A 26,904-nucleotide genomic window follows, 5' to 3' on the forward strand; every position below is an offset into this window, starting at 1 on the left:
ATTAATTATTTAAATTCGTTAACATTAATTGTTTTAGGCTGTTGAGCTTCATGTTTGTGCTCAGTTCCTTCATATAAATAAAGGTTCTTCAATAAAGCAGATCCTAATCTGTTTTTTGGCAACATACCTTTTACAGATTTCTCTAATACTTTTAAAGAATCTTTCTTCTGAAGTTCAGCCGCAGTCATAGACTTCTGTCCACCAGGGTAACCTGTATGCCAGATGTAAGTCTTATCAGCCCACTTATTTCCGGAAAGCGTAATTTTCCCAGCATTCAAAACGATCACGTTATCACCACAATCTACGTGAGGTGTAAAGTTCGTTTTGTGCTTACCTCTCAAAATCTTTGCAACCGTAGAAGCTAGTCTTCCTAACGGCTGTCCTTCAGCGTCTACCACAACCCATTCTTTATTAGCAGTAGCTTTGTTCGCTGAAACAGTTTTGTAACTTAATGTATTCACACGTTTTAGTTAAAGATTAAACATAATTTTCCCCTAAAAGGGTGTGCAAAGGTACAAATTATTTTTGTAACCCAAAAACATATTTTATTTAATCTATCCTACTCCCCGGGTTTCACTTCCTTTTAATTGATTTTATCAACAATTGGTTTTTTAAAGGACTTGCCCAAAAATACAAATGACAAAGTAAGGAATTTAAACACTAATCTCTTTCTTTATTAAATTTACCTTAAAGATTTCCTTTAAATCTTATTAATATGAGTATTTATTTCACGAAATATTTATATTTGTGCCCAAATCATAGTTCTAACTATCCATGAGCCACGGAAAAATAAGAGAAGATAAAACCTGCCTGAACTGCGGGCACCAGGTTGAAGAAAGATTCTGCCCGCACTGCGGACAGCAAAACATAGAAAGCCGTCATCCTTTTTACTATTTATTCACTCATTTTTTTGAAGATTTCACTCATTATGACGGTCAGTTCTGGGGGACTATGAAAAATCTGCTTTTTAAGCCGGGAAGGCTTACAAAGATTTATCTGGAAGGGAAAAGACAGCAATTCGTGCCTCCCGTAAAACTTTACATTTTTATAAGTTTTGTCACTTTTCTGTTTATTTCATTCCAAATAACAGATTTAAATTTTGGCAAGGAAGGAGCCCGCCAGGCAAAAGACATCAATAAAGAGATTCAAAAAGAAGCAGCTAAAAATAAAGATGTAAATAAGGCTTTACAATCTCCGGAAGTACTAAAGGCAGATTCCCTTACCGGTGGAATGTTGGCTCGTGCATTAGATTCATCCCAAGTTAAAAATACAGCTCAAGATAGTGTAGATGTTGAAAACATATTTAAAGAGAATAAGAGCATTACAAAATCCTTCGGACTGCAGTCTATGGAGGATTTTGACAAGAAAGATCAAAAGAACGGGCACCAATATCAGGTTTTCCGTCCTTTCGTGGCTAAGATCTTTGAGCTGGAAGAAAAAGGCCATTCTCCTAGTGAGATTACCAATATGTTTATTAAGAGCTCTGTTCACAATTTACCAAAAGCTCTTTTCATATACCTTCCTTTGTTTGCTTTTCTGCTATGGATATTTCACAGTAAAAAAAAGTGGTGGTATTTTGATCATGGCGTTTTTACCCTCCACTACTTTTCTTTTTTATTACTGCTCACTCTTCTTCTTTTTGTACTGAATAAGGTGTTTAGCTATTTTGAAACAAACAGCTTTGTCATTATTCTGAAAGGGTTGCTGACCACAGGGGCTACTGTTTATGCAGGATGTTATTTTTTTGTAGCTCATTATAAAACCTACCGTACGCACCCTGCCCTGACTATTTTAGTAGGTGCTATTATATTTTTTATCAACACCGTTTTATTTACATTTTTATTAATGGGCTTGGGAATTGTTAGCTTCTTATTAATGCATTAACTGCGCAGGGACTTGTTTGCTCTGAAACTAGCAATTAGGTAATAGGCTACAAAAACTGTAGAAAACTTCAGGATAGACGGAATGGCAAGCTCAAGATTGAATATAAACGTTCCTGTTAGCACCAAAATACCCATTGCGACAAAGGAAATACCCAGTTTTTGCGGCAATGTAAAATTGGGTGTATCTAAATAATAGGCAATTCCCCATGCTATCCCAAAAGACAGTGCATAATATACATCAAGCCCGATATTATCCGAACTGTAAAAAAAATAATTGATAAGGAAGCTAAGAACTGTTCCTAAAGTAAAATACATCCAAGCCTTTTTCATACTATATATATTATGGCGCAAAAATAGAGAATTTACTTGTCATTATTAAACGAATGATTGTTAAGTTGGGGAAATAACAACCTGCCAATTACAAACAACATTCTAAAAATCAAACCATTAAACAAAACCAAACGGTTCTTATTTTATTATTATATTTGAAAATTCAGAAATTTTCTAGATTTTTTATGGAAACCCAAAAATATACTCCAACCAACAAAGTAAGAATCGTAACAGCGGCGTCATTATTTGACGGACACGATGCTGCGATCAACATCATGCGCCGCGTGATCCAGGGAACAGGATGTGAAGTGATCCACCTTGGCCACGACAAATCAGCCGAGGAAGTTGTAAACACAGCAATCCAGGAAGATGCCAATGCCATTGCACTAACCTCATATCAAGGCGGACACAATGAATATTTTAAATACATCTACGACCTTTTAAGAGAAAAGAATTCCCCTCAGATCAAGATTTTTGGTGGCGGTGGCGGTGTAATCCTGCCGGAAGAAATTGAAGATATCATGTCTTACGGAATCGACAGGATCTATTCTCCGGATGACGGCCGTGAACTTGGCTTACAGGGAATGATCGATGATTTGGTTCAACGATCAGATTTTGCAACAGGAAAGGATATAACTGCTGATGATCTGGATTCAATTAGTTTTGAAAATTCCACAAGCATTGCTAAAGTCATTTCTGCCGTTGAAAATTTCTCTGAGGAAAAGCCTGAGTTGGTACAAGCTATTGACGAAAAATCAAAAGATCTAAATATCCCGATTATCGGTATCACAGGAACCGGTGGAGCGGGAAAATCTTCATTAACAGATGAATTGGTAAGACGTTTTATCCGTTCAAATCCTGATAAGAAGATTGCCATCATCTCAATTGACCCTTCTAAAAAGAAAACAGGAGGTGCATTGTTGGGAGACAGAATCCGTATGAACGCGATCAATGATCCGAGAGTTTATATGCGTTCGATGGCTACGAGAGAAAATAACGTTTCCGTTTCACCATTCATTCATTCTGCATTGAATGTTCTGAAGCTGGCTCATCCTGATGTAATTATTCTGGAGACTTCAGGTATCGGACAGTCCGGTTCAGAAGTATCTGATTTTGCAGATGTTTCAATGTATGTAATGACCCCTGAATATGGGGCATCCACTCAGCTGGAGAAAATTGACATGTTAGATTATGCCGATTTAGTAGCTTTAAATAAGTCTGACAAACGTGGAGCCTTAGACGCGCTTCAGGCTGTTAGAAAACAGTTCCAGAGAAACCATTTATTGTGGGAACAGCAGCTGGACGAAATGCCGGTATATGCTACAAAAGCATCTCAGTTCAATGACCATGGAACGACAGAACTATACAACAGATTAATTTCAAAAGTAAACGATAAGTTTTCAGGCTTAGATTTAAAAACTTTTGCTGAACAGGAAATTACAGATGAAGTAACGATCATTCCTCCCAAAAGAGTCCGTTATCTTTCCGAAATTGTTGAAAACAACAGACAATATGATGCAAACGTTGAAAAACAAGCTGAATTAGCCAGAAAAATGTATCATATCGAAGGGGTAAGAAATTTCCTTTCCAATGAAGCTTTAGACACTGAATATCAAAAAGCGGAAAAAGATCTTCAGCAGGAAAATATCGACTTCTTAAGAACTTGGGATGATACAAAAAAAGCTTTTCATGAAGAGTTTTATTCGTATTTCGTAAGAGGAAAGGAAATTAAAGTGGAAACCTCAACGGAATCATTATCCCACTTAAGAATTCCAAAGATTGCTTTACCAAAATATACTGACTGGGGTGATCTGATCAAGTGGAAAGGCCAGGAAAATCTTCCGGGAGGGTTCCCGTACACAGCAGGAATTTATCCTTTTAAAAGAACAGGAGAAGATCCTACAAGGATGTTTGCAGGAGAAGGAGGTCCGGAAAGAACCAACAGAAGATTCCACTACGTTTCTGCGGAAATGGATGCAAAACGTTTATCCACAGCGTTTGACTCTGTAACTTTGTACGGCCAAGATCCAGCTTTACCACCGGATATTTATGGTAAAATCGGAAATGCGGGCGTTTCTATTGCAACGTTAGATGATGCTAAAAAGCTATATTCAGGATTTGATTTGGTGAATGCAATGACTTCCGTTTCAATGACGATTAACGGACCGGCTCCGATGTTGCTGGCTTTCTTTATGAACGCAGCCATCGATCAGAATGTTGAAAAATATATTGCAGAACATAAGCTTGAAGCAAATGTTGAAAAAGCTTTAAAAGCAAAATTTGACGATAAAGGTTTAGAAAGACCAAAATATAACGGAGAATTACCTCCTTCCAATAACGGTTTAGGTTTAAAATTATTAGGAATAACGGGAGATGAAGTAATTCCTGCGGAAGCTTACGCTGAAATTAAAGCTAAAACGATCGCAACCGTTCGTGGTACAGTTCAGGCAGATATTTTAAAAGAAGACCAGGCTCAGAATACCTGTATTTTCTCTACTGAATTTGCTTTAAGATTAATGGGTGATGTTCAGGAATATTTTATCACAGAAAAAGTAAGAAACTTCTACTCGGTTTCTATTTCAGGATATCATATTGCAGAAGCAGGTGCCAATCCGGTTTCCCAGCTGGCATTTACTTTGGCAAACGGTTTCACGTATGTGGAATATTATTTGTCAAGAGGAATGGATATCAATGATTTTGCGCCGAACTTATCTTTCTTCTTCTCTAACGGTATTGACCCTGAATATTCAGTGATCGGCCGTGTAGCAAGAAGAATCTGGGCAAAAGCAATGAAGCTGAAATACGGGGCAGATGAAAGAAGCCAGATGCTGAAGTATCATATTCAGACTTCAGGCCGTTCGCTTCACGCTCAGGAAATTGATTTCAATGATATCAGAACAACACTTCAGGCGCTTTATGCAATCTATGATAACTGTAATTCTCTTCACACCAATGCTTACGACGAGGCTATTACGACACCGACTGAGCAGTCTGTAAGAAGAGCAATGGCGATTCAGCTGATCATTAATAAAGAATTAGGATTAGCTAAAAATGAGAATCCGCTTCAAGGCTCATTTATTATTGAAGAACTGACGGATCTTGTGGAAGAAGCCGTTTATGCGGAATTCGACAGAATTACGGAAAGAGGTGGTGTTCTTGGCGCCATGGAAACCATGTACCAACGTTCGAAAATTCAGGAAGAATCTATGCATTACGAATGGTTAAAACACACAGGAGAGTACCCGATCATCGGAGTAAATACATTCCTTGGAAAAGACGGTTCGCCAACGGTTCGCCCGGGAGAAGTGATCCGTTCTACTGAAGAGGAAAAGCAGGTTCAGATCGAAACTTTACATAATTTCCAGAAATCCAATGAAGACAGATCTGCAGAAGCTTTAAAACAACTGCAGTATGCAGCCATCAACCAGCAAAACTTGTTTGCCGTAATGATGGATGCTGTAAAATACTGCTCCCTTGGACAGATTACCAATGCTCTTTTTGAAGTGGGTGGTAAATACAGAAGAAATATGTAGCAGCGAGGCCTAGCAATTATTGACTATCTAACTATAGAAATAAACCTCAAGGAAAATTCTTTGAGGTTTATTATTGCGTAAAAAAACCGCAGAAATAATCTACGGTTTTTAATTTAGTTTTAATTAGCCTGAATTCGGGATTAAAATTATTTCTTATTAAAATCTCCGGCAAAAACTGAAGTCAGTTTGTCTTCGCTGATGTATTTTCTAAGAACTTCATTTACCTGGTTTACTTTCAGACCGGAAACTTTACTTTCTAAAGCATCATAATCTTCCAATGGAATACCAAATTGTAGCTGGCCATTCACAAGTCCCATCAAAGTAGCCTCATTTCCTAAATCCGTTTTTCTTGAAGTTAACCATGAATTTAGGTTTGATTTCAATTCTTCTTCTGTAAATCCTTCCTTAACCGCTTTATTTACTTCTTCTTTCAACGCTTTATTTACAGCCTCTTTTTTAGTTGGATTAAAGAATGCATACCAGCCCCAAGAAGCAACCGTATTATCAGAAGGAACGCTGATATAAGAACCTGCTCCATAACTGATCCCTTCTTTTTCCCTAAGTCTGGTCGGAATTCTTGAGGTAAGGAAACCACCGCTTCCCAACATTTCGTTGGCAATAACAAAAGCAGGATAATCAGGACTGTTTCTATCCATCGAGAAGCTGATCTTTCCTACCGCTGCTCCATTTTCTTTATCTGGAGTTAAGTATTCTTTGTCCTGTTTTTTAGTTGTAAAAAGTTCAGGCTTAATTTTCTCATAGACAGATTTCGAATTCCATTTTGCAAAAGTATTTTCCATCAAAGAAGATGTTGTTTTAGAATCCAAATCACCGATCATAGTTCCTATCCCATTATTACTTCCTAAAATTTTGTTATAAAAATCTACAAGTTCCTGTCTTTTTATGGCTTTATTGGCATCAATCTGCTCTTTGAAAGAAGGTGTATAGAAAATACTTTCTTTGGGATAATTTTCTGTAATTTTTTCAATTTCAGTAAATGCCAAAGCTTGCGGGTCATTTAAAGAACCTTCTAAATATGTATTGTATTCATTGACAATTTTCACCAATTCAGATTCCGGAAAATTAGATTCGGTTAATATTTCTTTCATCAAATCCATTACTTTCGGTAAGTGTTCTTTATAGGTGCTTACATTTGCATATAAAGTCTGTCCACTGAATGAAAAACTGATATTAGATTTCCACAGATCAAGCATGTCCTGAATTTGTTCTTTTGTATGGGACTTTGTTCCTGCTTTCATGACCTGAGCCATCAGAGAACCAATTTGAGCTTTTCCACTTAAATCTTTAGCATTGCTTACCGGAAAACGGAAGCTCCCCAATACTTTTCCTCCTTTAATCTCCTTTTTGACAATACCATACTTCATTCCATTACTTAACTTTCCTTCCGAAAGATTGGCTTTCAGATTTTTAATGCTTGCCTCGAAAGGAGCAACTTCTTTTTCTAAGGCCTTACCTTTGTAATCTTTCGTTAAAGTAGCGATTTGTTCATCAGAGAATTCATTATTCTTAACTCTTATCTCATCTTTAGTAGGAATAAATACTCCAACCGTTCTGTTATTTGTTTTGAAGTATTTATCAGCAACCCTCTGAATATCTGCCAAGGTTAATTTTTCAATGTTATCACGGTATAACATTCCCAGTTTATAGCTTCCTGCTCCTACAATTTCTGTTAAGTTAACAGCAAAACCGATTGTATTATTTTTTGTATTTTCTATCTGCTTAAGAATTTTCGCCTTTGCTCTCTGTACATCCTGCTCTGTAAATTTTATTGCAGAAACTTTATCCAGTTCAGCTCTGAAATCATTTTCTACTGCTTTTACATCTTTATCCGCAGGAACCTCAAGCCCAAAATACATAAATGCAGCATCTCTTACTGTTGGCTGATAAGAATATACAGAAGCAGCTTTATGAGAATCAATCATTGCTTTATATAAATAACCTGAGGGATCGGATGTCAGAATCTCAGATAAAGCATCTAAGGCAGCATAATCTTTATCTGCATAAGGAGCCGTATGATACAAGGCTCCAACGATCTTGCTGTCTCCCGAACGTTTCAGCTCAACAAAACGCTCTCCGTCCTGGGCTGGTTCCACAGTATAGGTCTGATCTAATACTCTTGACGGCCTTGGAATAACAGAAAAATATTGGGAAATATAATTTAAAGCCTGTTTCTCATCAAATTTTCCGGCTACGACCAGCGTTGCATTATCCGGCTGGTAATGTTTTTCGTAAAATTTTCTCAGGGTTGGCGCTTTTACTCTTTCAATATCTTCTTTACTTCCGATAGTACTATTTCCGTAGTTGTGCCATAAATAGGCTGTTGATACAATACGCTCCATCAAGACATCTCCCGGTCTGTTTTCTCCGATTTCAAATTCATTCCGTACGACAGAAAATTCTTTATCAAGATCTGACTGAAGAATGGTAGCATTGATCATTCTATCTGCCTCCATTTCTAAAGACCATCTTAAGTTTTCGTCACTGGAAGGAAATATTTCATAATAATTCGTTCTGTCATACCAAGTCGTTCCATTGGCATTCCCTCCCTTGTCGGACAGTTGCTTTTTAATATCACCTAATTTTTTAGTGCTTTTAAACAGCATGTGTTCAAGCAAGTGCGCCATCCCTTTTTCTCCATAACCTTCGTGCTTTGAACCTACATTATAAATGATATTCACGACCATATTACTTTGAGAAGCATCAGGAATCAGAAGAACTTTCATGCCATTATTCAAAGTATATTCTTTTACTCCTTCAGTATTGCTCACAAATTTGGGAGCATCTGCTTTCTGAGAAAAAACAGGGTTTAGAGCTCCAGTAAAAAAAAGGACCGCAGTCCCGATAAGAAGGTTTTTCATCTCTTTTATTTAATTTTGTTAAAAGTTTTAATAAATTTCTCACTTTATATCTCTATTAGACGAATTAAGTGATCGAAAAGTTACAATTTTTGTCGTAACTATCAATTTAAATAGCATTCAATGAAGCCAAAAGCCGTATTCAACTGGAGCAGTGGAAAAGATTCCGCTCTTGCATTTTATAAAATCCAGCAGAAAAATCAGACTGAAATTACAACTTTGCTTACCAGTATCAATAAAGAATTTCAGAGGATCTCAATGCATGGTGTCCCTACTTCACTTTTGGAAAAGCAGGCCGAAAGTATAGGATTGCCTTTAATTAAAATGGAACTTCCCAAAGAACCGTCTATGGAGGAATACCGAGATCTCATGAGCAAAACGATGTCAGATATTCAGGCTACGGGCATTACGCAGTCTGTTTTTGGCGATATTTTTCTTGAAGACCTCCGAAAATACCGTGAAGACCAGCTGAACTCAATAGGAATGGAAGCTATATTTCCACTTTGGAAGCAAAACACAACCGACCTTATCCACGAATTTCTGGATCTTGGCTTCAAAACTATTGTAACGTGCGTGAATGAAACTTATCTGGATAAAAGTTTTGCAGGAAGAATTATTGACCAGAATTTCATTAAAGATCTTCCTGGAAATGTTGATCCATGTGGAGAAAACGGGGAATTCCACACATTTACTTTTGATGGACCTATCTTTAAAAACCCTATTCAGTTTGAAATAGGGGAAACCGTAAAGAAAACCTATCCTAAACCGAAAGTAAATCCTGAAGATGAGGACGGTGAGTATGTTTTCTGGTTCTGTGACCTGGTTCTGAAATAAGATTCTACTTGCACAGGCTATTTTTAATTTACTGTAGCTTTGCTATTATCTTTTCGTCACATTAAATATCAGTTCGACATTCATTCCTGGCAATGAACACAACCTTAGGTTAGCACAAATTTTGCTTCTCTTTGAGACTTCAAAGGATTTTCTTACATTTAAATATGTATCAGCTCCGATATCAGTAACTTTTAATATAAACACCTTGATAAAAAATTTTACCCTCTTTGTGCTTTTCTGTTTTTTGTTTTCATGCAAAACTGAAACGCCCAAAAATCCGGTTGACAAAAATCTAATTATTGATTCCACAATCGTGGCCTTTCAAAAAACGTTTTTGGAGCAGCAGATTGATTCTGTATTTAAAAAATATAATTTCAACGGAAGCATTGCCGTATTTAAAGATTCGCTGCAACTGTACAGGAAGGAAAACGGCTATTCTGATTTCAAGAATAAGGTAAAGATCGACAGCAATACGGTTTTTGCCATTGGATCTGTAAGCAAACAGTTTACTGCTGCCATTGTCCTTCTTCAGATGGAACAGGGAAAGCTGAATGTCGGTGACAAAGCATCCAAATACCTGAAAAAATTCCAGACTAAAGAGTATGAAAATATCACTATTAATCAACTTTTAAATCATACTTCCGGATTAAATACTTTTGGAGGTAAGTTGCTGTTCAAAAGCGGTTCGGACTTTTTCTATTCCAATGACGGTTTTAATGCTCTGGGGCAAATTATAGAAACCGTTTCCGGAAAAACATATGATGAGAATGTTATGGAACTGTTCAAAAAAGCAGGAATGAAAAATTCTTCCACAGGAAATATCTTTGAAGGTAAAGATTTTGCAAGCGCCTATTTGGGAAACGCTACAAAGTTTGCAGCCGTTCCGAATATGCCGAAAAGACTAGCAGGAAAAGATATAGGAACTCCGGCAGGCGGCATTCTTTCGACCATAGAGGACCTCCACATCTGGAATAATGCCATTTATGGCGGAAAGATCCTTAAAGCGGAAACTTTAAAACAGTTTGTTTCTAAAAGCTCAGAAAGACATCATGCAATTTTAGGAAAGATGGGCTACGGCTATGGCATCATGATCAATATCGGAAGCCCTGAAAGTTATTTTCACAGCGGCTATGTAAAGGGTTCTCCATCTCTGAATATTTATTATCCACAAACCAAAACATCAGTTATTATTCTATCCAATATTGCAGATGAAGAAAAGGGGAAAAGCTGGACTTTCAGGCCTCATGTAGAAGTTAAAAAGATGACAGACAATCTGGAAAATATTCTGTTACAGCTTAAAGCAAAACATTAATTTCTTTACATTCCAATATAAAAGCTCGAGCTGAATTGCTATCCGCAAATATTAATTGTCAGCGGACTGAAGAAAATTCTGCATCTTTTTCAGAGTCTTTTTATGTTCAAAAAAATTGAACAAGGTAAAAATCACCGAGCTATGGAGGATAAAGGGAACCAGTAATGTGATGATTGTTCCCACAATTTCAGATGTATTTTGTGTTCTGAAAAACTGGTAAGCGTAATGTCCGTTTTTTCCGAGCAGCTGCAACATGGAAATCGTAATTATTACCATCAACCCTACATTGTGTTGGTATAAGGTATAAAAACATTTTCCTTTGTATTTAAAATCGGTTCTCATGTATTTCCATATTTTAATATTGAAAAGCCATACCGTGCCCATTGTCAGTAAAAACATTCCATTCAGCAGTCTGAAAAATATTCTGTATTCTTCCTGGCTTTTTGAAAAATAAATCAGCAATAGGTTAATGCCAAGAAAAGCAAGACCTATCATAAAAGACTTTTTCAGGAGTACATTGAATTTTTCCTTTATTATTTTTTTTACAATTAATGGAATTTTTACAGGAGAAAATAAAAAGTAATTTACCATTTTAAATTCTCCGTCCCATGATTTTTTAACCTTCAGAAATGCATCTTCAAAACTTAAATTTCCATGAATTTGAGCATCTGTGATCTGGGAGATCATATGGTCCTTTATTTCCACTAAAATATCAAGAGGAAGTTCTTGAAAAATAAGATAGTCTGTAACCTCTTTTTCCTGTGTTTGAGTCATCATATGCTAAAAATGGTATTTAGGTTTAACAAATAACTTTTCATTTCGTTTTCCTGAACAGCCTGATGTTTCTTTCCTTTTTCTGTCAGAAGATAATATTTTCTGTCCCTTCCATTGATCTTCTGAACTTCTGACGTTATCATTCCGTCATTCTCCAATTTATGCAACAGTGGATACAGCGCACCTTCCGTCATCTCAAGCTCGCCTTCTGTAAGTTCTTTTGCACGCTGGGTGATCTGATAACCATACATTTTCACTTCTTTAGAAAGCAGCTTCAAAATAATGTTCTGGAGTGTCCCTTTGTAAAGGCTATTTTTTTTCAACTGTTCTTATTTTTATACCTTTCAAATATATGCATAATTTTCTTATGTATAAAAAATTCTTGAAAAATATTTACTTTGCTGTATGAAAAAAATGTATTTCATTGCTATTTACCCTCCTAAAGACATTATTGATAAAGTAAGGGTATTTAAACAAGATTTTGCTCTGAATTACGACAATTCAAAAGCATTAACAAATGACGCGCATATTACTTTACTCTCACCTTTTGACAGAGATCCGGAACTGGAAAGTGATATTCATAATGCTTTTCAGAAGATAAATACGGATATTCCTCCTTTTGAAATCATCCTGAATGGCTTCGGCAGCTTCCCTAACCCAAAAAATCCGGTCATCTTTATCCGACCTGAAACCAACGAAAATTTAAATTTACTTCATCAGAGGACCAGACACTATTTCAGCTTTGGTAAGAAATCTTTCACCCCTCACATGACTGTTGGTTACAGAAATCTTAGTTTTGATAACTACCTGAATGCATGGGAAATTTACAAGGACAAAGAATATAAAACTAAATTCTTAGTCGATAAGATTCTACTTCTCCGTCATGACGGAAGATGGATTCCTATTGCTGAAAAACATTTAAAATAAGGCTCAATCAAACTTTACCACAATTCAACAAAAAAGATTTATAAACCCTATCTTTGAACCATGATTTCAGAGAAGATAATTTTAGGGATTGATCCCGGAACAACGATTATGGGTTTCGGCATTATTTCCGTGACCAAAAGTAAAATGGAAATGATTTCCATCCACGAACTGATCCTGAAAAAATATCCGAATCACGAAACGAAACTGAAATACATCTTTGATAAAACATTAGCGCTGATCGATGAATACCATCCGGATGAAGTTGCCCTTGAAGCTCCATTTTATGGTAAAAATGTACAGAGTATGCTTAAATTGGGCCGCGCACAAGGAGTTGCAATGGCCGCTAGCCTATACAGAAATATCCCTATTACAGAATACTCTCCTAAAAAGATTAAAATGGCCATCACCGGAAACGGAAATGCCAGCAAAGAACAGGTAGCCGGAATGCTTCAGAATCTTTTAAAACTGAAAGAATTTCCTACCAAATATTTAGATGCTTCGGATGGCTTGGCTGTGGCAGTCTGCCATCATTTCAACTCCGGGACTATTGCAGATACAAAGTCTTATAGCGGATGGGATAGTTTTTTGAAGCAGAATCCGGGGAGGGTGAAGTAGATAAGATAACCCAAAGTATATCAAGCAATTAAATTAAAACCTTCAATTACTTGGCAAAACATAATACTATCTTTTACATTGGTATGATTTTTAGTGCTACATTTGTATAAATTTTCACTAATGAAAACAAACCAACAAACTATAAATCAAGCGAATCATAAAATAAACTGGTTCCAGAAGTTTCTGATGGTATGCTCCGGAGGAAATATTCATATTTTAAGAAAGACTCCAAGTGAATGGAATAAATTTTCAGGAATTGGAGGAATTGTATTATTCACCGCGGTTTTTGCCACTCTATCTGCAGGCTATGCCATGTATACTGTATTTGATAATGTATGGACTTCAGTGGGTTTCGGAATCTTGTGGGGGTTGATGATCTTCAACCTGGACCGTTATATTGTTTCCTCCATCAAAAAAACAGGGACATGGGGAAATCAGATTTTAATGGCTATTCCCCGTCTTATTTTAGCAACATTTTTAGGAATTATTATTTCTAAGCCGCTGGAACTTAAAATTTTTGAAAAAGAAGTCAACAAGCAGCTTAATACCATTATTCAGCGAAATAAAAAACAGCTTGAAGGTGAAATGAGCGGCAGAATCCTGAAACAAAGCGGCCCTTTTGAAACTGAAAAAAAGCAGATCGCTGAAAAAACCGTACAATATCAGAAAGCTTATGATTCAGCAGCCGTAGAACTTGAAAAAGAAATTCTTGGGAAGCAATCCGGACTTACAAGTGGAAAAGAGGGTTATGGTCCCAATGCAAAACGTAAAGAGGAACTGAAGGAACAACGCCGTCTGGATCTTGAAAATTTTCAGAAACAGAACGCACCCAGAGTGGAATATTTAGATAAAGAGATCTCCAAAGTTTATACGAATCTGGAAACAGAAAGAAAATCCTCAGAAACTTTTGAAGATAAATTCAACGGTTTTGCAGCAAGACTGCAGGCTTTGGATGAACTGGGCAAAAATTCAGCAATTATTGGGCTTGCAGCAGCTTTTATCATGGGGTTATTTATCTGTCTTGAAATCTCTCCGGTGCTTGTAAAATTGATTTCCCAGGTCGGACCTTATGATTATCTGTTAGAAAAAACAGAGAATGATTTCAGGCTTTACTCTAAAGAAAAAATTGAAAAAGGAAATGCTCTGACTGATTTCAGAATTGATGATTTTAAGGATAATTTAAAAAAATAGCGAATTTTTCACGCATGGTTATTGATATGCCTTCGGAAACTCTAAGAGTCATTTGGGAATATTTTTTGCAGGTTATATGCCATGCCTTCAAGTGTCGTCAACAGTTATATTTATTTTCCTGAGACTGAGATATTAAGAATTGTGTATCAGTCAGGGGCTGTTTATGATTATCTTAAGGTTCCTATATCTATATCTGAAAAATTCAGGGAAGCCAAATCGAAAGGAAGGTTTCTGAACAGTGTCATCAAGCCCAAATTTAAATATATTAAGATCAACTGAACAGATCATACAAATATAAATGCCCCCATTACTGGAGGCATTTATATTTGTATGTATGATCAAACTTTATTTAATGATCAGTTTAGAGGTCTTACTATCTTTCCCGTTGGAAATCTGAACCATATAAACTCCTTTTTCAAGCTGTTGGTTTATTTTGTAAACTCCATTTCCTTCATCAGCTACAGATGGGTTTGCGATCAATCTTCCTGACATATCAGAAATAGAAACTTTTAAATTCTTACCATTTTTAGCTTTGATAAACACTTTATCACCTGTTGCAACCGGGTTAGGATAAATCACAAGGTCATTATTATCAGCCTTCACTTCACTTGTAGCAAGATTAGTTACCAACATTACAGAATAATCTTCTGCCTGACCATATCCAAGTTGGCCACATGGTGTAAATGTACTTTCAGCGTCTGCCATAACTCTCATTCTTAATGGAGTGTTTAATGTTGCAGTAGCCGGAGGTGTAAATGCACCTGTAAATGTTCCATTACCATCTGCACCAATTGCCACATCAGTTCCAGAAGCAACCAGTTCATTTGCTTCAAAAGTACCATTATTATTATAGTCTATCCAAACACGTACAGATTGAGGATTTCCAAAAATTCCAACACTAACAGTCTGCTGTTGATTAACAAGCAATGGTGTGTATATATTCATGGAGCATGCCTTTGTAGTATAATCTACGTAATATAATGCGTGTGCCTGCCAATATCCAGGAGATGCATTATCTATTTGTCCTAACTTCACAGAAACAGGACCTGCTAAATAATCTCCTGGATTTGCCAAACCTGCTGGTGTACAAGCTGCAACCGGAACAACCGACGGCGCCGGAGTAGAAGGCAGAGCTGTGCCCGCCTTTGAAGTTGTCAAGCTGCTTCTGAATAGCATAAAGGAAGTATTAATTCTATCTCCTTGCCCAGCAGTAAATTTCTGAGCAACAGAATTCGAATAATTCATCATATTATACTGTACCCCTTGATAATTTACACCAGTACAAGAGTTAACTGTAGAGTTAGAAGGAACTGGCCAGTCTAAGTAACCGCTTCCAGATCTTTCAGTATCACAAACCTGATCATCATCATCGGCACAAACTCCGGTCGTAGGCGGACAATAATCTGCATCTCCGGGAACAGCATCAAATCTACCATCCTGGAAAGTATGATACAATCCCATAGCATGTCCAAATTCGTGAGCAAATGTCGTGTCATGAGGATTGGTTACAACCCCTGTTTTCATAAAGGATTCGTAATTAGAATCAAGGTTATTTGGGAATGCAGCAAATCCCATCAGCCCTGCATTGGGAGTTGTGCTTCCATCAAATGTAGTTATTACGTAAATATTAAAATAAGAAGCTTCCGGCCAGTGTGGGGCCAAACCTTTAATAGCCGCTCTAGAAGCACCACTAGCTGTTTGATAAGCCATTCCGGAAGTATTATATCCACTTAATGTACCACCATTATACCTTACAATACCAGTGGTTGCATTACAGTTCGGATCTCTTTTGGCCAAAACCAGTCTAATAGGGAATACTGCTGATGTTCCAAAATCTGCAGGTACTCCATTAGCAGGCCAGGCATAAGTTCCGGCATACATCTGGTTAGCTTTATCCAGCCATTGCTGAATCTGAGTATCTGTTCTAGTGAATGTAGGATTATTGCCTTCAATGACATGAACTACAACAGGAATTTCATAGGCACCATTCACCATTCCTTTAGCAGCTGATAAAGGATTTGCCTTTCTTTCAGCTTCTATATTCTTGATAACTTTATCAAAAATCTGTCTTACTCCAGGAATTGTTCTATCCTGTAATTGCAACTCTTGATCAAACCCGCAGATTTTCTGCTGTTGCTGCAGATGTTGTGCAGTTAATGAAAGCGAACATAGCATTGTTCCATAAAGGAAAATTTTCTTCATAACTTCAAAATATTTATTTTTTTAATATTAAACAATTTAAATTCATAAATTCATTTAAAATACTTTCCTATTAGTAGCAAAAATTGGGTTTTGTTACTAATATTTTATATTTTTTTTGACTTTTTTAAAAAACACCTTTTTTTAAAGTTTAAAATTCATAATTTTTATATGGAAAAATTTAACTAAATATAACAACCCATAGAATAAAGCTTTAACATTAAATAAAATAGCATTATTTTTTTACTATTTAAACACTTGAAAATATCTTTTTTTGAGATTGGTTACACTTTAAATAAAATTGGCTGCACATAATTTGTACAGCCAATAATTCTATAATATCTTCTTTAAATATTTTAGAAAGAATAGTTTGGAGCTTCCTGAGTGATAATTACATCATGCGGATGAGATTCTTTTAAACCGCTTCCTGTAATCATGACCATTTTGGTATCTTTCTGTAAAGCTTCGATATTTTTAGCTCCGCAGTATCCCATACCGGCTCTTAAACCTCCGGTCAGCTGGAAGATCACATCCTCGAGCTTCCCTTTGTGTGGCACTCTTCCTTCAATTCCTTCCGGAACGAATTTTTTAGCTTCACTCTGGAAATACCTTTCTTTTCCTCCTCTCTTCATGGCAGAAAGACTTCCCATCCCTTGATAAGATTTGAATTTTCTTCCCTGAAAAATAATTTCTTCTCCCGGAGCTTCATCTGTTCCGGCCAAAAGAGATCCCAGCATTACAGCTCCTGCCCCGCTTGCAATCGCCTTTACAATATCCCCGGAAAGCTTGATTCCTCCGTCAGCAATTACTGTTACGTTTTTGGATGCTGCATATTCGTAAACATTATAAATTGCAGACAGCTGAGGAACCCCAACGCCGGCAACGACTCTTGTTGTACAGATGGAACCGGGTCCTACTCCAACTTTAAGAACGTTAGCGCCTGCTTCAATAAGGTCTTTTGCTGCTTCAGCAGTTACAATATTTCCTCCTACGATATCTAAATCCGGATATGCTTTTCTGATTTCTGAAATTTTATCCAAAACCCCTTTTGAGTGCCCGTGAGCAGAATCAATAGCTACGATATCAACACCAGCGGCGACCAATGCTGCAATTCTGTCCATCGTATCTTCTCCTACACCAACACCTGCTCCTACGATAAGACGTCCTTTGTGATCCTTATTAGAATTCGGGTACTCCAGCTGATTGTCAATATCCTTAATTGTAATTAATCCTACGAGCTTATTATCTTTATCTACGATCGGAAGCTTCTCTACTCTGCTTTTAAGAAGGATTTCTTTCGCTTTCTCCAGGTTGGTATTTTTATCGGAAGTGATCAGATTTTCTTTAGTCATGATCTCCTCTACTTTCATTTCAAGATTTTCCTGGTATTTTACGTCTCTGTTGGTAATGATTCCGATCAGTACATTATCTGCATCTACTACAGGAAGGCCGGAAATTTTATATTTGGCCATAGTTTCCTTAGCTTCAGCCAGGGTATGATCTTTTGAAAGGGTAACAGGATCAGAAATCATTCCGTTTTCTGAACGTTTCACACGGTTTACCTGGGCAGCCTGCTCAGCGATCGTCATGTTTTTGTGGATAAAACCCAAGCCCCCGACTCTTGCCAAAGCAATAGCCAGATCTCCTTCCGTAACTGTGTCCATCGCAGCAGAAACTATCGGAACATTCAGCGTAATTTTGTCGGTAAGTCTTGATTTTAATGCTACCTGGTTAGGTAAAACTTCTGAATAAGAAGGGACTAGAAGAACGTCATCGAAAGTGATGGCTGTCTCTACAATTTTGTTATGAATAGACATCTTTACTTTCTTTGCAAAATTAGGTTATTTTAACGAGATATGAAAATCCTTTTCAATAGTTTAAATAAAATTTAATAATCAATAACTTAAATGAAAAACCGTTCTTAAATAAGAACGGTCTTCTGTACAAAATAATTGATATAGTATGAAACTACTTGTTTTTCTTTTATGAGTGCTATAATAAATAAAAAATTACTTATCTGTAGCAGCATTAATTACTTTTGAAACATCATCTGCTGTAAAGCTTCCTTTCACATCCACAAAAACCAGTTCTTTATCTGAATTAACAGTGAACATCATATTTTTAATGGTTTCACCATTCTGCTTTACCCTTATATTGATATTTTCACCCTTATGTTTTATGCTAGCCCATTCTTCAAAATTATTGTCATTTAAGTATCTGGAGTATTCGTTCAGCATATCTTTGCTCCCGTTATCTACAGTCATGACCTTTATCTTTGAGACTTTTTTTACCAGTGCAATAACTTCTTCACTTTCACCATCTTCCCTTAAAGCTTTTTTAATAAAAGGCCTTGCCATAAACACAGGGACATTGAAGCTCGCAAATGTTGCCCCTTTAAAATCATATCCTGACTGCTTAAAGAAATCCATATTGGGCCTTCCTGAAACAAGACATGACTGAAGTATAAGCAATGTAAAGATTCCTAAAAAAATGTTTTTTAAAGTTTTCATGGTGATCAGTTTTTTTAATCGATAGGTTTCAGAGTTCCTCCGGATGTTTTGCTGATATTGGATTCTATTTCAGGTCTTCCTTTATATTTCACCAGCCCTCCTGAGGACGCTTTTACTTTCAGTTTGGTAGAAACGTTCACGGAAAGGTTACCTCCGGATGTGGCCTCTGCCTCAAGATTCTCCAGTTTCAGCCCGTCTGCTTTAAAAAGTGCTCCACTGCTTATATCAATTATTCCGGAATCTGCTTTTCCTTCAATAGCTGAATTAGATCCGCTTGAAGCCTTTACCATAATAGTTCCCGCTGTAATTCCGGCCCTGATATTCGCTCCTGATGAAGTTCCAATATCTACTTTATTAGAGACCTTAAAATCTCCTTTCACATTAGCTCCGGATGACACATCAATAACCAGATCATTTTCCCTTATAGAATTCACCACATTAAAGTTAGCTCCTGAAGAAGCCTTTATATTATCCATTCTCGGAGAAGATATGTTAACGCTTAGATTTCTAAACTTTAAATTCTTTGTTCCTTTATTATCTATATAGATTTTCAATATATCGTTTTCCACTTTTGTGATGATGTACTGAAGCTTGTCAGAGTCAGCGATTACTTTTACGCTGGTAGGACTTTCCTGTTTAAAAACTACATTCACACCGGTACTTACGTGGATTCCTGAGAACTCGCCTACATTTCTTGCTTCCCCGTTTAGGTAAGAGGAATTATTTTCAGAAGTAAGGCTGTTTCTTGTATTAGTTACAGAATTGGTTTTCGTTTCGCTGGAATTAATGATCTTGTTCACATCATCCATAGAAAGTCTTCCGTCCAGCATAACCAGGATATTTTCCCCTTTTCCTCCATCAATGCTCAGCAGGAGATCATCCAGCATTCCGTCTTTTGCATCGGAAGAAAGAAATTTTATCTTTGCCCCGGAATTATTAACAGACATAATCTCGTTGTAATTAAGGTTTTTTAAATACATGGAGACATCTTTGCTGAGCCTGGATAGGTTGTCCTGAACCTTACGGCCTTCTGTTGTATTAACATTTTCCGGATTTTCTGTAATGAGAATTTTCAATCCGTTAATTTTCGAAAGCAGAGGTTTAATCTGATCCAACTGGGAGTCATCAATATTAAGGCTGCTCAGCATGCTGAACATAGGCTTTGCAATTTTAATAGAGGTTACTCCTTCCACCTCCTGGTATCTGTCAAAAAGCATGTCGAATTTATCCCGTTGCCCATACACGGTAAAGAAGTGGGAAAAAGCGAGTGCGAATATTATGAATATTTTTTTCATGAGTCAATTTTTATTTTCTTAAGCTGATTATTTTTGCCTGATCAGGAGCATAATCTATTTTTTGTTGTTAATAATCATCGTCTACTACTGTAGGCTGTCCCAACTTTTCACTAACGTTATTTGCAAATATCTGGAATGAATATTTGGTTACATTGATCGCTTCATCTACATTATCAATCCTTTTACCGTTTACGATGACATAGGAGTCCTTATATCCGGTAGAATCTTTTAAAGCGTTATTATTTTTGAATGAAGAGTTATTGACAAACTTTGGTTTCGATTCCTTTTTCAGTCTTCCTCTTTTTGGCAATATCTCATCCAGCACATCTTTTTCCGCCACCGAATTCTCTTGAAAAACAGAATCTTTTTTGACCCCGGAAATGGAATCGGTATGATTAACCGCTACCTGCTGCTGATGGTCATTATTCTCTTCAATAAATTTTGATTTTTGTTTCAGAACCTCATCTTTCACCAGTTTTTCTTTTTCAATACCATCTGTACGATAATCATTAAAGAAAAAACCGGCACTGAAGAGAAGCACAAATCCGGCTGCCATCCAGAACCATTTCGGTAAAGAAGGCTTATTTTTTTGGAGCGGGATGATGGATGCCCCGTTGTTTTCAGAGCCATCCGCTCCACCTTCTGCTTTCTGAAGAAAATCTTCAAAGCTCCAGTCCATCTTTTCTTCCTTTATCTCATGGAAGATCTCATCGTATTTATTCTGAAATTGATCTTTGTTCATAGCTCATCAGTTGTGATATTTGTTCTTTTACTTTCTGTCTCGCCCGCATCAGGTTTACCCTTACTGCGTTTTCTTCCATTTCCAGCATTTCGGAAATTTCCGAGACCTCATATTCTTCTACATCTTTCAGATGGATCACCATTTTCTGTTTTTCCGGGAGCTGGTTGATAAACCCTATAATATGCTCCTTCAGGTTATTGATGTCCATGCTGTACAATTCTGAGCGGTGAAGCTGCAAATCTGCAAATCCCAGCTTCACATCATGGTGCTTCAGCCTGTTAAGGCACTCGTTCCGGACAGATTTCAAAGCATAGGATTTTAAATTTCCAAACTTCTCCAGTTCCTCTTTCTTTTGCCAGAATTTAATCATCAGATCCTGCACCACATCTTCTGCCTCATCACTGCTCATAACGAATCTTTTCGCAAAACGATACATCTCGTCTTTGAGAATAAACACCGTATTCTTGAAAGTTTCTTGGGTCATGAGTTTTGTTTCTATTAGTAAGACAATTAAAATCTTAATTCTATTACATCATAAAATAAAAAAACTTCAAAAATCTTGAAGTTTAATTTTTATCGATCAGTTTTCGGAGATAAGCAATTTCTGTTTCTTTATCTTTTAGTCTTTGTTCATACTGCTCTATTAGCTTTTCTGGAAGCTGGTTTTGATAAATAAAACTGCTGTTGATCCTCGCTTTTTTCAGCTTTCCACCTAAAGTCATAGCACAAAGTATTTTCATCAAAATTACATATTTTTTTCATTTAGAAAAATAGTACGGATATCAGTAATTTTTGACTGTCTTTTCTCCAATTGTTTTTCACACATTTGTTGAGTTATAAAAAGAATTATATTTAACTCATTAAAAACAAAAATGCATGAAGAAGAATTTTATTTTCCGGCTTCTGTCGTTAATAGCAGTGGCTATTGGTCTACAATCCTGTAGAACAAGTGAAGATTATCTTTCCGGTAATGAAGAGCCTTCTTACTCCAAAAAGTTTCAGGTATTTTCGTCAGCCAACAAAGAACCTGTAAACTACGCCCAAGGGTTTAAAACATTGTTAGAACACTATGACCAGATCAATGGAACCAGCTACACCAGAGCCTCTTTACTGAAAAAAGGAAACTTCAATAAAGATAATTCTGAGTATGTAGAATTTAGTCTCTATTCTCAGGAAATGCTCCTGGATGATGGTGAACGCTGGGTGGTATATCCCATCATAAAAAACAGTCAGGTTGACGGTCTTATGGTCGGTATACTGAGAAATGAAGAAACAGAAGTGGAATTCAGAAAGCTCGATTCCGGAAGCTCTTATTATGCTGAAGTGATAGAGATATTCCGCACAGCCTTTATGAAAAGTAATCTAAAAAAGGGAGTACTAAGTAAGGGAAGCGGTTGTGGATTTGAGGGGCAAGAACCCTGCGATGTAGGTGAAATCGTTATTCCTCCCCCTCCCAAACCAAGACCTACAGGAGGTGGAACACAGGGAGGATGTACAGGATACAATAACTGTTTTGACCCAAGTGTAGGAAGCGGAGGCGGAGGAAGTGCCGGACAGGGAAGCGAAGACCCCACTCCGTGTTGGAGGATGCAACTAAAAACAAATAATGAAACTTTTAAAAACAATATCACAAATCTTGAAGGAAAAACGGGTGAGAGTTTTGAAAGTGGTTTCAGAATAGGAAGCGGAGGTGAGAACCAAATACTGCAAAATAATCTAGGAAGCCAAACTGTAAATATGACGCGTTTCCCAAATACAGTTGCGATAATGCATTCTCACTACGATGGTTTGTATCCTATATTTTCTCCGGGAGATATAATTTATTTTAATGAATGGATCGTATGGGCACAGAACTATAACAGCAATCCGGCAAACTCACCTAAAATCCCTCTTAACCAAATTGTTTTTACAGTAGTGAGCAGTTGGGGGAATTATTCTTTTATGTTTGATGGCACATCTTCTACACCTTTTCCTAATTTTACAGAACAACAATTATTAGACTTTAATGATTACTATATAAAAGTACTAGATGAAGCAAAGAGCGTAGGAAATGTAAGTGGCAACATAAGCTACAATATGGAACAGCTTGAAAAGGGATTTCTTAAATTTATGACTGAAAAAATGAATATGTCTGGTGCAAGCCTTTTCAGAAATACTTCCAGTGGAAATACTCAGCTAAGCCTCGTCAACGGAAAACTAACAGAAACTAACTGCCCTTAATAATAAAGCATAACAATTATGAAAAATCTATTTTTAATTATAGTGACATTACTAACATTTTCTTGTAAAGCACAAGAGTATCCTCTTAATACAAGTCTAGATAATCTACCTAATAATGCTTATTTAAAAGATACAAACAATGAATTGGATAAGTATGTAGGGTTGTGGAAAGGTACCTGGAATGGAAAGAGCCTTTATCTTGAACTAAAAAAAGTAAAATATTATTATAGTGGAAATCCTTCATATTATGAAGATAAGATTTTAGGCGAAAGAAAAATTATCACTGATAATGGAACTGTAGAGATTGATCGGATTACTAATTTTGATAACCAAGTTTCTGAATTTAGAGGGATGTTTTCAAGCTTAAGAAACGGAAACTGGAAAAGGTTATATTTTTATCCTAAAAATATGTGTGGAAAATCAGCAGCTTTAGATATTACAAGCTTTACAGGGAATCAAATGACACTTCATTTAGAATATATGCCTAGTATTTATAAGGAAGACTGTATACATAATGCATATGTTCAGCAGCATAATGATTTCCCTATTAATTTTCCTAAAGATATTGTATTAACAAAGCAATAAGAATGAGGCAGTCCGAACTTTTTCGGACTGCCTCATTTCAATTACAGATGATGAAAAATCTATTTTTAATTATAGTGACATTACTATCATTTTCTTGTAAGGCACAGGAGTATCCTCTTAATACAAGTCTAGATAATCTACCTAACAATGCCTATTTAAAAGATACTAATAATGAATTGGATAAATATGTAGGTTTATGGAAAGGAACATGGGATGGAAAAACGCTATATATTCAGTTAAAAAAACTAAAACACTATTCTTCTATACCAGGAGATACTCATCCATATTACATAGATGTAATTTTTGGTGAAAGAAAAGTTGTGGCAGCTGATGGAACTATAGAAATTGACAGAATTACTAATTTCGATGAACAAGGTAATGAAATAAGAGGGATATTTTCAAGCTTGAGAAACGGAAACTGGAAAAGATTGTATTTCTCTCCTAAAAATATGTGTGGAAAAAGAGCCTCGCTAGATATTACAAGCTTTACAGGGAATCAAATGACACTTCATCTTGAATATATGCCTAGTATTTATAAGGAAGACTGTATACATAATGCATATGTTCAGCAGCATAATGACTTCCCTATTAATTTTCCTAAAGATATTGTATTAACAAAACAATAAAGATGAGGCAGTCCGAATCTTTCGGACTGCCTCATTTCAATTACAGATGATGAAAAATATATTTTTAATATTAATAACGATTATTTCCATTTCTTGTAAAGCACAAGAGTATCCCTTAAATACTAATCCTACAGATATACCAGCTAATGCTTATCTAAAGGATATGAATAATGAATTGAATAAGTATATCGGTCTATGGAAAGGCACTTGGGATAGTAAGATTATCTATATTCAGTTTAAAAAGGTAAAATACTATTTATCAGTTCCTGGGGGAACTCATCCTTATTATACTGATTTAATATTGGGAGAAAGAAAAGTGATTTCAAATAACGGAACTGTAGAGATTGATCGGATTACTAATTTTGATGAACAAGGGGCTGAAATTAGTGGGATGTTTTCAAGCTTAAGAAACGGAAATTGGAAAAGACTGTATTTCTCTCCTAAAAATATGTGTGGAAAATCAGCAGCTTTAGATATTACTAGTTTTACAGGAAATCAAATGACACTTCATTTAGAATATATGCCTAGTATTTATAAGGAAGATTGTACACATAATGCATATGTTCAGCAGCATAATGATTTCCCTATTAATTTTCCTAAAGATATTGTTTTAACAAAACAGTAGTCCTCATGAAATATAAACTCTTAATTGCGCTAATTGTATTTATAAATTCATCCTTTTATGCTCAGGAAATTTCTAAAATAGAGTTCCATCATTCAAATTCATTGATCACATTCAGTTCGATAGACATAACCTTTGAACCTATAAAAAACAATACAAAGGAGAAGATAAAAATAAGAGTAAAAAAAGGTAGAGAAAATGAATATTATTCTGAAATTTCTAAAACAAAGTTTTTCAAGATTTATAATGCCTGCATGAAAATAAAAAATGATACTGTTGCAGTGAAAAATAATTTAGTAGATGGTTCAGCAACAAATATTACCTTATATGATAAATCAGGTACTAAGACAAATTATTATGCAGAAGGTTTAACAAAAGAGTCTCGAGATAACAGATTTCAAAAAGACTTTTGGTATGTTACTAAATTAATCATAAAGGTGGCGGGATTAAAAATGGAAGACTTAACAGGTTATAAATACTAATGCTGATAAAATTATTCTGACAAAACATTAATTACAAATCCCTCCGAATATTTTTCGGAGGGATTTGTATTAATACGTATCAAAAATATATTTCAAAATAGCTTTATCTTCATCCGTTAAAGCAACTTTTCTTCTAGCCATTGCCCTTTCTGCCACTTCATAGGCTTTATCTAATTTAAATCTTTCATCATCTTTACTTCCGCCCCATGAGAAATTCTCTACAAGGTTTGGCGGAAAACCTGGCTTGAATATATTAGAAGCCACCCCTATCACTGTTCCGGTATTCAATTGGGTATTGATCGCTGTTTTAGAGTGGTCTCCCATAATAAGACCGGCAAACTGAAGCCCGGTATCTTCAAAGGCTTTTGTTCTGTAGCTCCACAATTTGACCTGACTGTAATTGTTTTTAAGGTTGGAAGAATTCGTATCTGCGCCGAAATTACACCATTCGCCGATTACAGAATTTCCAACAAAGCCTTCATGCCCTTTACTTGAATAGCCAAATATGATAATATTATTCACTTCACCGCCCACTTTACAATGCGGGCCGACCGTGGTAGCTCCATAAATTTTTGATCCTAAATTAAATTTGGAATCTTCTCCCAGCGAGATAGGTCCACGAAGGTTACAGCCTTCCATCACCTCAGCATTTTTCCCGATATAAATTTTTCCTGTTTTTGTATTGATCGTAGAAAATTCGATCTGGGCTCCTTCTTCAATGAAAAGATCTTTCTTATCCCCTAAAAATCCGTTGGTAGAGGAAAGCTCCTGTGAAGTTCTTCCTTCTGTCAGCAAATTGAAATCAAAATCGATTGCCAGATGATTATAGGTAAATAAATCTGCAGGTTTTTTAAAGAAGGTTAATTTCTCTTTTATATCTGTCATCTTTTCGATCTGGTTCAGGGAAAAACCTTTCATATTAATTCTGGCCGCAACCAGTTCATCTTCATAAACAAGAGCTTCACCCTGTTTAAGATCCTTGATTTGCTGAATTACCGTTTCGGTCGGCAGAAAATTAGTAACCAGGAAAAGACTTTCTTTTTCTTCAGGGCTTTTGAATTTATTCTGAAGATAATTTTCGGTAAAATAAGAAACCTCATTATTTCCTAAGATCTTTTGCCACCGCTCGGAAAAGGTAAGGATTCCGCATCGCATGGCGGCAACAGGACGGGTAAAAGTTAACGGAAGAAAATCTTCCCAGTACTGGGCATCTGAAAATACTAATTGCATTGTAATATAGAAGTTAGAGATTAGAAGTTAGAAGTTAGAACCCAACATTGAGATTATGATTTGCTGCAAATTCAGGGTATCTAATTTCTATTCAGAACAAAAATACAAAAATAGCTGG

The 26,904-nt window shown here is 36.2% G+C and carries 26 protein-coding genes; 13 read left to right on the plus strand and 13 right to left on the minus strand.

What is annotated here, in order from left to right:
- Positions 1-5 precede the first annotated feature (5 nt).
- Positions 6-461 carry a 50S ribosomal protein L13 gene (gene rplM, locus J2T03_RS19595; RefSeq protein ID WP_034706094.1) on the minus strand — a complete coding sequence of 152 codons (456 nt, stop codon included), beginning with the start codon at positions 459-461 and terminating at the stop codon, positions 6-8.
- 313 nt (positions 462-774) lie between these two features.
- Between rplM and J2T03_RS19600 the strand changes: the two genes are divergently transcribed.
- Complete coding sequence (locus tag J2T03_RS19600; protein WP_307221018.1) at positions 775-1,884, plus strand: DUF3667 domain-containing protein; 1,110 nt, start codon at positions 775-777, stop codon at positions 1,882-1,884.
- Here J2T03_RS19600 and J2T03_RS19605 read toward each other — a convergent pair.
- Entirely contained in the window at positions 1,881-2,213 is a 333-nt protein-coding gene (locus J2T03_RS19605; RefSeq protein ID WP_306845493.1) for a hypothetical protein, read from the minus strand. The genes J2T03_RS19600 and J2T03_RS19605 overlap by 4 nt on opposite strands.
- 185 nt (positions 2,214-2,398) lie before the next feature.
- Between J2T03_RS19605 and J2T03_RS19610 the strand changes: the two genes are divergently transcribed.
- Positions 2,399-5,746 carry a methylmalonyl-CoA mutase family protein gene (locus J2T03_RS19610; protein ID WP_307221021.1) on the plus strand — a complete coding sequence of 1,116 codons (3,348 nt, stop codon included), beginning with the start codon at positions 2,399-2,401 and terminating at the stop codon, positions 5,744-5,746.
- A gap of 146 nt (positions 5,747-5,892) precedes the next feature.
- Here J2T03_RS19610 and J2T03_RS19615 read toward each other — a convergent pair whose 3' ends face one another.
- On the minus strand, positions 5,893-8,625 hold the full coding sequence (locus J2T03_RS19615; protein ID WP_306845495.1) for a M16 family metallopeptidase: 2,733 nt from the start codon (positions 8,623-8,625) through the stop codon (positions 5,893-5,895).
- Positions 8,626-8,745: 120 nt separating this feature from the next.
- Between J2T03_RS19615 and J2T03_RS19620 the strand changes: the two genes are divergently transcribed.
- Positions 8,746-9,456: a diphthine--ammonia ligase gene (locus tag J2T03_RS19620; protein ID WP_307221023.1), complete on the plus strand. Its 711-nt coding sequence runs from the start codon at positions 8,746-8,748 to the stop codon at positions 9,454-9,456.
- 334 nt (positions 9,457-9,790) lie between these two features.
- Positions 9,791-10,768 carry a serine hydrolase domain-containing protein gene (locus J2T03_RS19625; RefSeq protein WP_307221026.1) on the plus strand — a complete coding sequence of 326 codons (978 nt, stop codon included), beginning with the start codon at positions 9,791-9,793 and terminating at the stop codon, positions 10,766-10,768.
- A 51-nt stretch (positions 10,769-10,819) separates the two neighbouring features.
- On the opposite strand, the gene J2T03_RS19630 is transcribed toward J2T03_RS19625, so the two are convergent.
- Together J2T03_RS19630 and J2T03_RS19635 are read right to left on the minus strand one after the other, a co-directional pair.
- A complete protein-coding gene (locus J2T03_RS19630; RefSeq protein WP_307221029.1) occupies positions 10,820-11,545 on the minus strand; it encodes a hypothetical protein in 726 nt (241 codons plus the stop codon).
- Positions 11,542-11,865: a PadR family transcriptional regulator gene (locus J2T03_RS19635; RefSeq protein ID WP_306845499.1), complete on the minus strand. Its 324-nt coding sequence runs from the start codon at positions 11,863-11,865 to the stop codon at positions 11,542-11,544. The genes J2T03_RS19630 and J2T03_RS19635 overlap by 4 nt, the downstream gene beginning before the upstream one ends.
- An 82-nt stretch (positions 11,866-11,947) precedes the next feature.
- On the opposite strand from J2T03_RS19635, the gene J2T03_RS19640 reads away from it, so the two are divergent.
- The 4 genes from J2T03_RS19640 (at position 11,948) to J2T03_RS19655 (ending at position 14,554) form a co-directional block, all read left to right on the plus strand.
- On the plus strand, positions 11,948-12,469 hold the full coding sequence (locus tag J2T03_RS19640) for a 2'-5' RNA ligase family protein (RefSeq protein WP_307221032.1): 522 nt from the start codon (positions 11,948-11,950) through the stop codon (positions 12,467-12,469).
- 60 nt (positions 12,470-12,529) lie between these two features.
- Complete coding sequence (gene ruvC, locus J2T03_RS19645; protein WP_307221034.1) at positions 12,530-13,084, plus strand: crossover junction endodeoxyribonuclease RuvC; 555 nt, start codon at positions 12,530-12,532, stop codon at positions 13,082-13,084.
- Positions 13,085-13,204: 120 nt separating this feature from the next.
- Positions 13,205-14,275 carry a DUF4407 domain-containing protein gene (locus tag J2T03_RS19650; RefSeq protein ID WP_307221037.1) on the plus strand — a complete coding sequence of 357 codons (1,071 nt, stop codon included), beginning with the start codon at positions 13,205-13,207 and terminating at the stop codon, positions 14,273-14,275.
- A gap of 81 nt (positions 14,276-14,356) precedes the next feature.
- Positions 14,357-14,554, plus strand: a complete 198-nt coding sequence (locus J2T03_RS19655) for a KTSC domain-containing protein (protein WP_306845516.1) — start codon at positions 14,357-14,359, stop codon at positions 14,552-14,554.
- Between the two features lie 66 nt (positions 14,555-14,620).
- Here the strand turns inward: J2T03_RS19655 and J2T03_RS19660 are convergent, their stop codons facing one another.
- The 7 genes from J2T03_RS19660 to J2T03_RS19690 form a co-directional block, all read right to left on the minus strand.
- Complete coding sequence (locus J2T03_RS19660; protein WP_307221040.1) at positions 14,621-16,477, minus strand: zinc-dependent metalloprotease; 1,857 nt, start codon at positions 16,475-16,477, stop codon at positions 14,621-14,623.
- A gap of 353 nt (positions 16,478-16,830) precedes the next feature.
- The gene (gene guaB, locus J2T03_RS19665; protein WP_306845519.1) at positions 16,831-18,291 is read right to left on the minus strand and encodes an IMP dehydrogenase; all 1,461 of its coding nucleotides are present in this window, start codon (positions 18,289-18,291) and stop codon (positions 16,831-16,833) included.
- Positions 18,292-18,483: 192 nt separating this feature from the next.
- Positions 18,484-18,984, minus strand: coding sequence for a DUF4252 domain-containing protein (locus J2T03_RS19670; RefSeq protein WP_307221043.1), 501 nt, complete (start codon positions 18,982-18,984; stop codon positions 18,484-18,486).
- Between the two features lie 14 nt (positions 18,985-18,998).
- The gene (locus J2T03_RS19675; RefSeq protein ID WP_306845523.1) at positions 18,999-20,279 is read right to left on the minus strand and encodes a DUF4252 domain-containing protein; all 1,281 of its coding nucleotides are present in this window, start codon (positions 20,277-20,279) and stop codon (positions 18,999-19,001) included.
- Positions 20,280-20,346: 67 nt separating this feature from the next.
- Positions 20,347-21,021: a hypothetical protein gene (locus J2T03_RS19680; RefSeq protein ID WP_307221047.1), complete on the minus strand. Its 675-nt coding sequence runs from the start codon at positions 21,019-21,021 to the stop codon at positions 20,347-20,349.
- Positions 20,996-21,505, minus strand: a complete 510-nt coding sequence (locus tag J2T03_RS19685; RefSeq protein WP_111960876.1) for an RNA polymerase sigma factor — start codon at positions 21,503-21,505, stop codon at positions 20,996-20,998. The genes J2T03_RS19680 and J2T03_RS19685 overlap by 26 nt, the downstream gene beginning before the upstream one ends.
- Positions 21,506-21,587: 82 nt before the next feature.
- Complete coding sequence (locus tag J2T03_RS19690) at positions 21,588-21,761, minus strand: hypothetical protein (RefSeq protein ID WP_307221049.1); 174 nt, start codon at positions 21,759-21,761, stop codon at positions 21,588-21,590.
- Between the two features lie 136 nt (positions 21,762-21,897).
- Between J2T03_RS19690 and J2T03_RS19695 the strand changes: the two genes are divergently transcribed.
- From J2T03_RS19695 to J2T03_RS19715, 5 genes are read left to right on the plus strand one after another with little or no spacing between them, the layout of a single operon-like run.
- Positions 21,898-23,241: a hypothetical protein gene (locus tag J2T03_RS19695; protein ID WP_307221052.1), complete on the plus strand. Its 1,344-nt coding sequence runs from the start codon at positions 21,898-21,900 to the stop codon at positions 23,239-23,241.
- Between the two features lie 18 nt (positions 23,242-23,259).
- Entirely contained in the window at positions 23,260-23,826 is a 567-nt protein-coding gene (locus J2T03_RS19700) for a DUF6705 family protein (RefSeq protein ID WP_307221055.1), read from the plus strand.
- Positions 23,827-23,873: 47 nt separating this feature from the next.
- Entirely contained in the window at positions 23,874-24,452 is a 579-nt protein-coding gene (locus J2T03_RS19705) for a DUF6705 family protein (protein WP_307221057.1), read from the plus strand.
- Between the two features lie 46 nt (positions 24,453-24,498).
- Positions 24,499-25,077: a DUF6705 family protein gene (locus tag J2T03_RS19710; protein ID WP_307221060.1), complete on the plus strand. Its 579-nt coding sequence runs from the start codon at positions 24,499-24,501 to the stop codon at positions 25,075-25,077.
- A gap of 5 nt (positions 25,078-25,082) precedes the next feature.
- Positions 25,083-25,556 (plus strand): hypothetical protein, encoded by a 474-nt coding sequence (locus J2T03_RS19715; protein ID WP_307221062.1) that lies wholly within the window; start codon positions 25,083-25,085, stop codon positions 25,554-25,556.
- Between the two features lie 69 nt (positions 25,557-25,625).
- Here the strand turns inward: J2T03_RS19715 and J2T03_RS19720 are convergent, their stop codons facing one another.
- Entirely contained in the window at positions 25,626-26,786 is a 1,161-nt protein-coding gene (locus J2T03_RS19720; RefSeq protein ID WP_307221064.1) for a GlmU family protein, read from the minus strand.
- Between the last annotated feature and the right edge of the window lie 118 nt (positions 26,787-26,904).

Origin of the sequence: Chryseobacterium lathyri, assembly GCF_030812195.1 — a bacterium.
In the GTDB taxonomy this organism is placed as follows: domain Bacteria; phylum Bacteroidota; class Bacteroidia; order Flavobacteriales; family Weeksellaceae; genus Chryseobacterium; species Chryseobacterium lathyri_A.

Bases quoted from the DNA above. Each gene is read 5' to 3' on its own strand.
- J2T03_RS19610 (WP_307221021.1), top strand. From the start codon at position 2,399: ATGGAAACCCAAAAATATACTCCAACCAACAAAGTAAGAATCGTAACA.
- J2T03_RS19670 (WP_307221043.1), bottom strand. From the start codon at position 18,984: ATGAAAACTTTAAAAAACATTTTTTTAGGAATCTTTACATTGCTTATA.
- J2T03_RS19710 (WP_307221060.1), top strand. From the start codon at position 24,499: ATGATGAAAAATATATTTTTAATATTAATAACGATTATTTCCATTTCT.
- J2T03_RS19675 (WP_306845523.1), bottom strand. From the start codon at position 20,279: ATGAAAAAAATATTCATAATATTCGCACTCGCTTTTTCCCACTTCTTT.
- J2T03_RS19600 (WP_307221018.1), top strand. From the start codon at position 775: ATGAGCCACGGAAAAATAAGAGAAGATAAAACCTGCCTGAACTGCGGG.
- J2T03_RS19720 (WP_307221064.1), bottom strand. From the start codon at position 26,786: ATGCAATTAGTATTTTCAGATGCCCAGTACTGGGAAGATTTTCTTCCG.
- J2T03_RS19680 (WP_307221047.1), bottom strand. From the start codon at position 21,021: ATGAACAAAGATCAATTTCAGAATAAATACGATGAGATCTTCCATGAG.
- guaB (WP_306845519.1), bottom strand. From the start codon at position 18,291: ATGTCTATTCATAACAAAATTGTAGAGACAGCCATCACTTTCGATGAC.
- J2T03_RS19640 (WP_307221032.1), top strand. From the start codon at position 11,948: ATGAAAAAAATGTATTTCATTGCTATTTACCCTCCTAAAGACATTATT.
- J2T03_RS19655 (WP_306845516.1), top strand. From the start codon at position 14,357: ATGCCTTCAAGTGTCGTCAACAGTTATATTTATTTTCCTGAGACTGAG.
- J2T03_RS19630 (WP_307221029.1), bottom strand. From the start codon at position 11,545: ATGATGACTCAAACACAGGAAAAAGAGGTTACAGACTATCTTATTTTT.
- J2T03_RS19690 (WP_307221049.1), bottom strand. From the start codon at position 21,761: ATGAAAATACTTTGTGCTATGACTTTAGGTGGAAAGCTGAAAAAAGCG.
- J2T03_RS19650 (WP_307221037.1), top strand. From the start codon at position 13,205: ATGAAAACAAACCAACAAACTATAAATCAAGCGAATCATAAAATAAAC.
- J2T03_RS19715 (WP_307221062.1), top strand. From the start codon at position 25,083: ATGAAATATAAACTCTTAATTGCGCTAATTGTATTTATAAATTCATCC.
- J2T03_RS19695 (WP_307221052.1), top strand. From the start codon at position 21,898: ATGAAGAAGAATTTTATTTTCCGGCTTCTGTCGTTAATAGCAGTGGCT.
- J2T03_RS19700 (WP_307221055.1), top strand. From the start codon at position 23,260: ATGAAAAATCTATTTTTAATTATAGTGACATTACTAACATTTTCTTGT.
- J2T03_RS19620 (WP_307221023.1), top strand. From the start codon at position 8,746: ATGAAGCCAAAAGCCGTATTCAACTGGAGCAGTGGAAAAGATTCCGCT.
- J2T03_RS19705 (WP_307221057.1), top strand. From the start codon at position 23,874: ATGATGAAAAATCTATTTTTAATTATAGTGACATTACTATCATTTTCT.
- J2T03_RS19615 (WP_306845495.1), bottom strand. From the start codon at position 8,625: ATGAAAAACCTTCTTATCGGGACTGCGGTCCTTTTTTTTACTGGAGCT.
- ruvC (WP_307221034.1), top strand. From the start codon at position 12,530: ATGATTTCAGAGAAGATAATTTTAGGGATTGATCCCGGAACAACGATT.
- J2T03_RS19605 (WP_306845493.1), bottom strand. From the start codon at position 2,213: ATGAAAAAGGCTTGGATGTATTTTACTTTAGGAACAGTTCTTAGCTTC.
- J2T03_RS19660 (WP_307221040.1), bottom strand. From the start codon at position 16,477: ATGAAGAAAATTTTCCTTTATGGAACAATGCTATGTTCGCTTTCATTA.
- J2T03_RS19685 (WP_111960876.1), bottom strand. From the start codon at position 21,505: ATGACCCAAGAAACTTTCAAGAATACGGTGTTTATTCTCAAAGACGAG.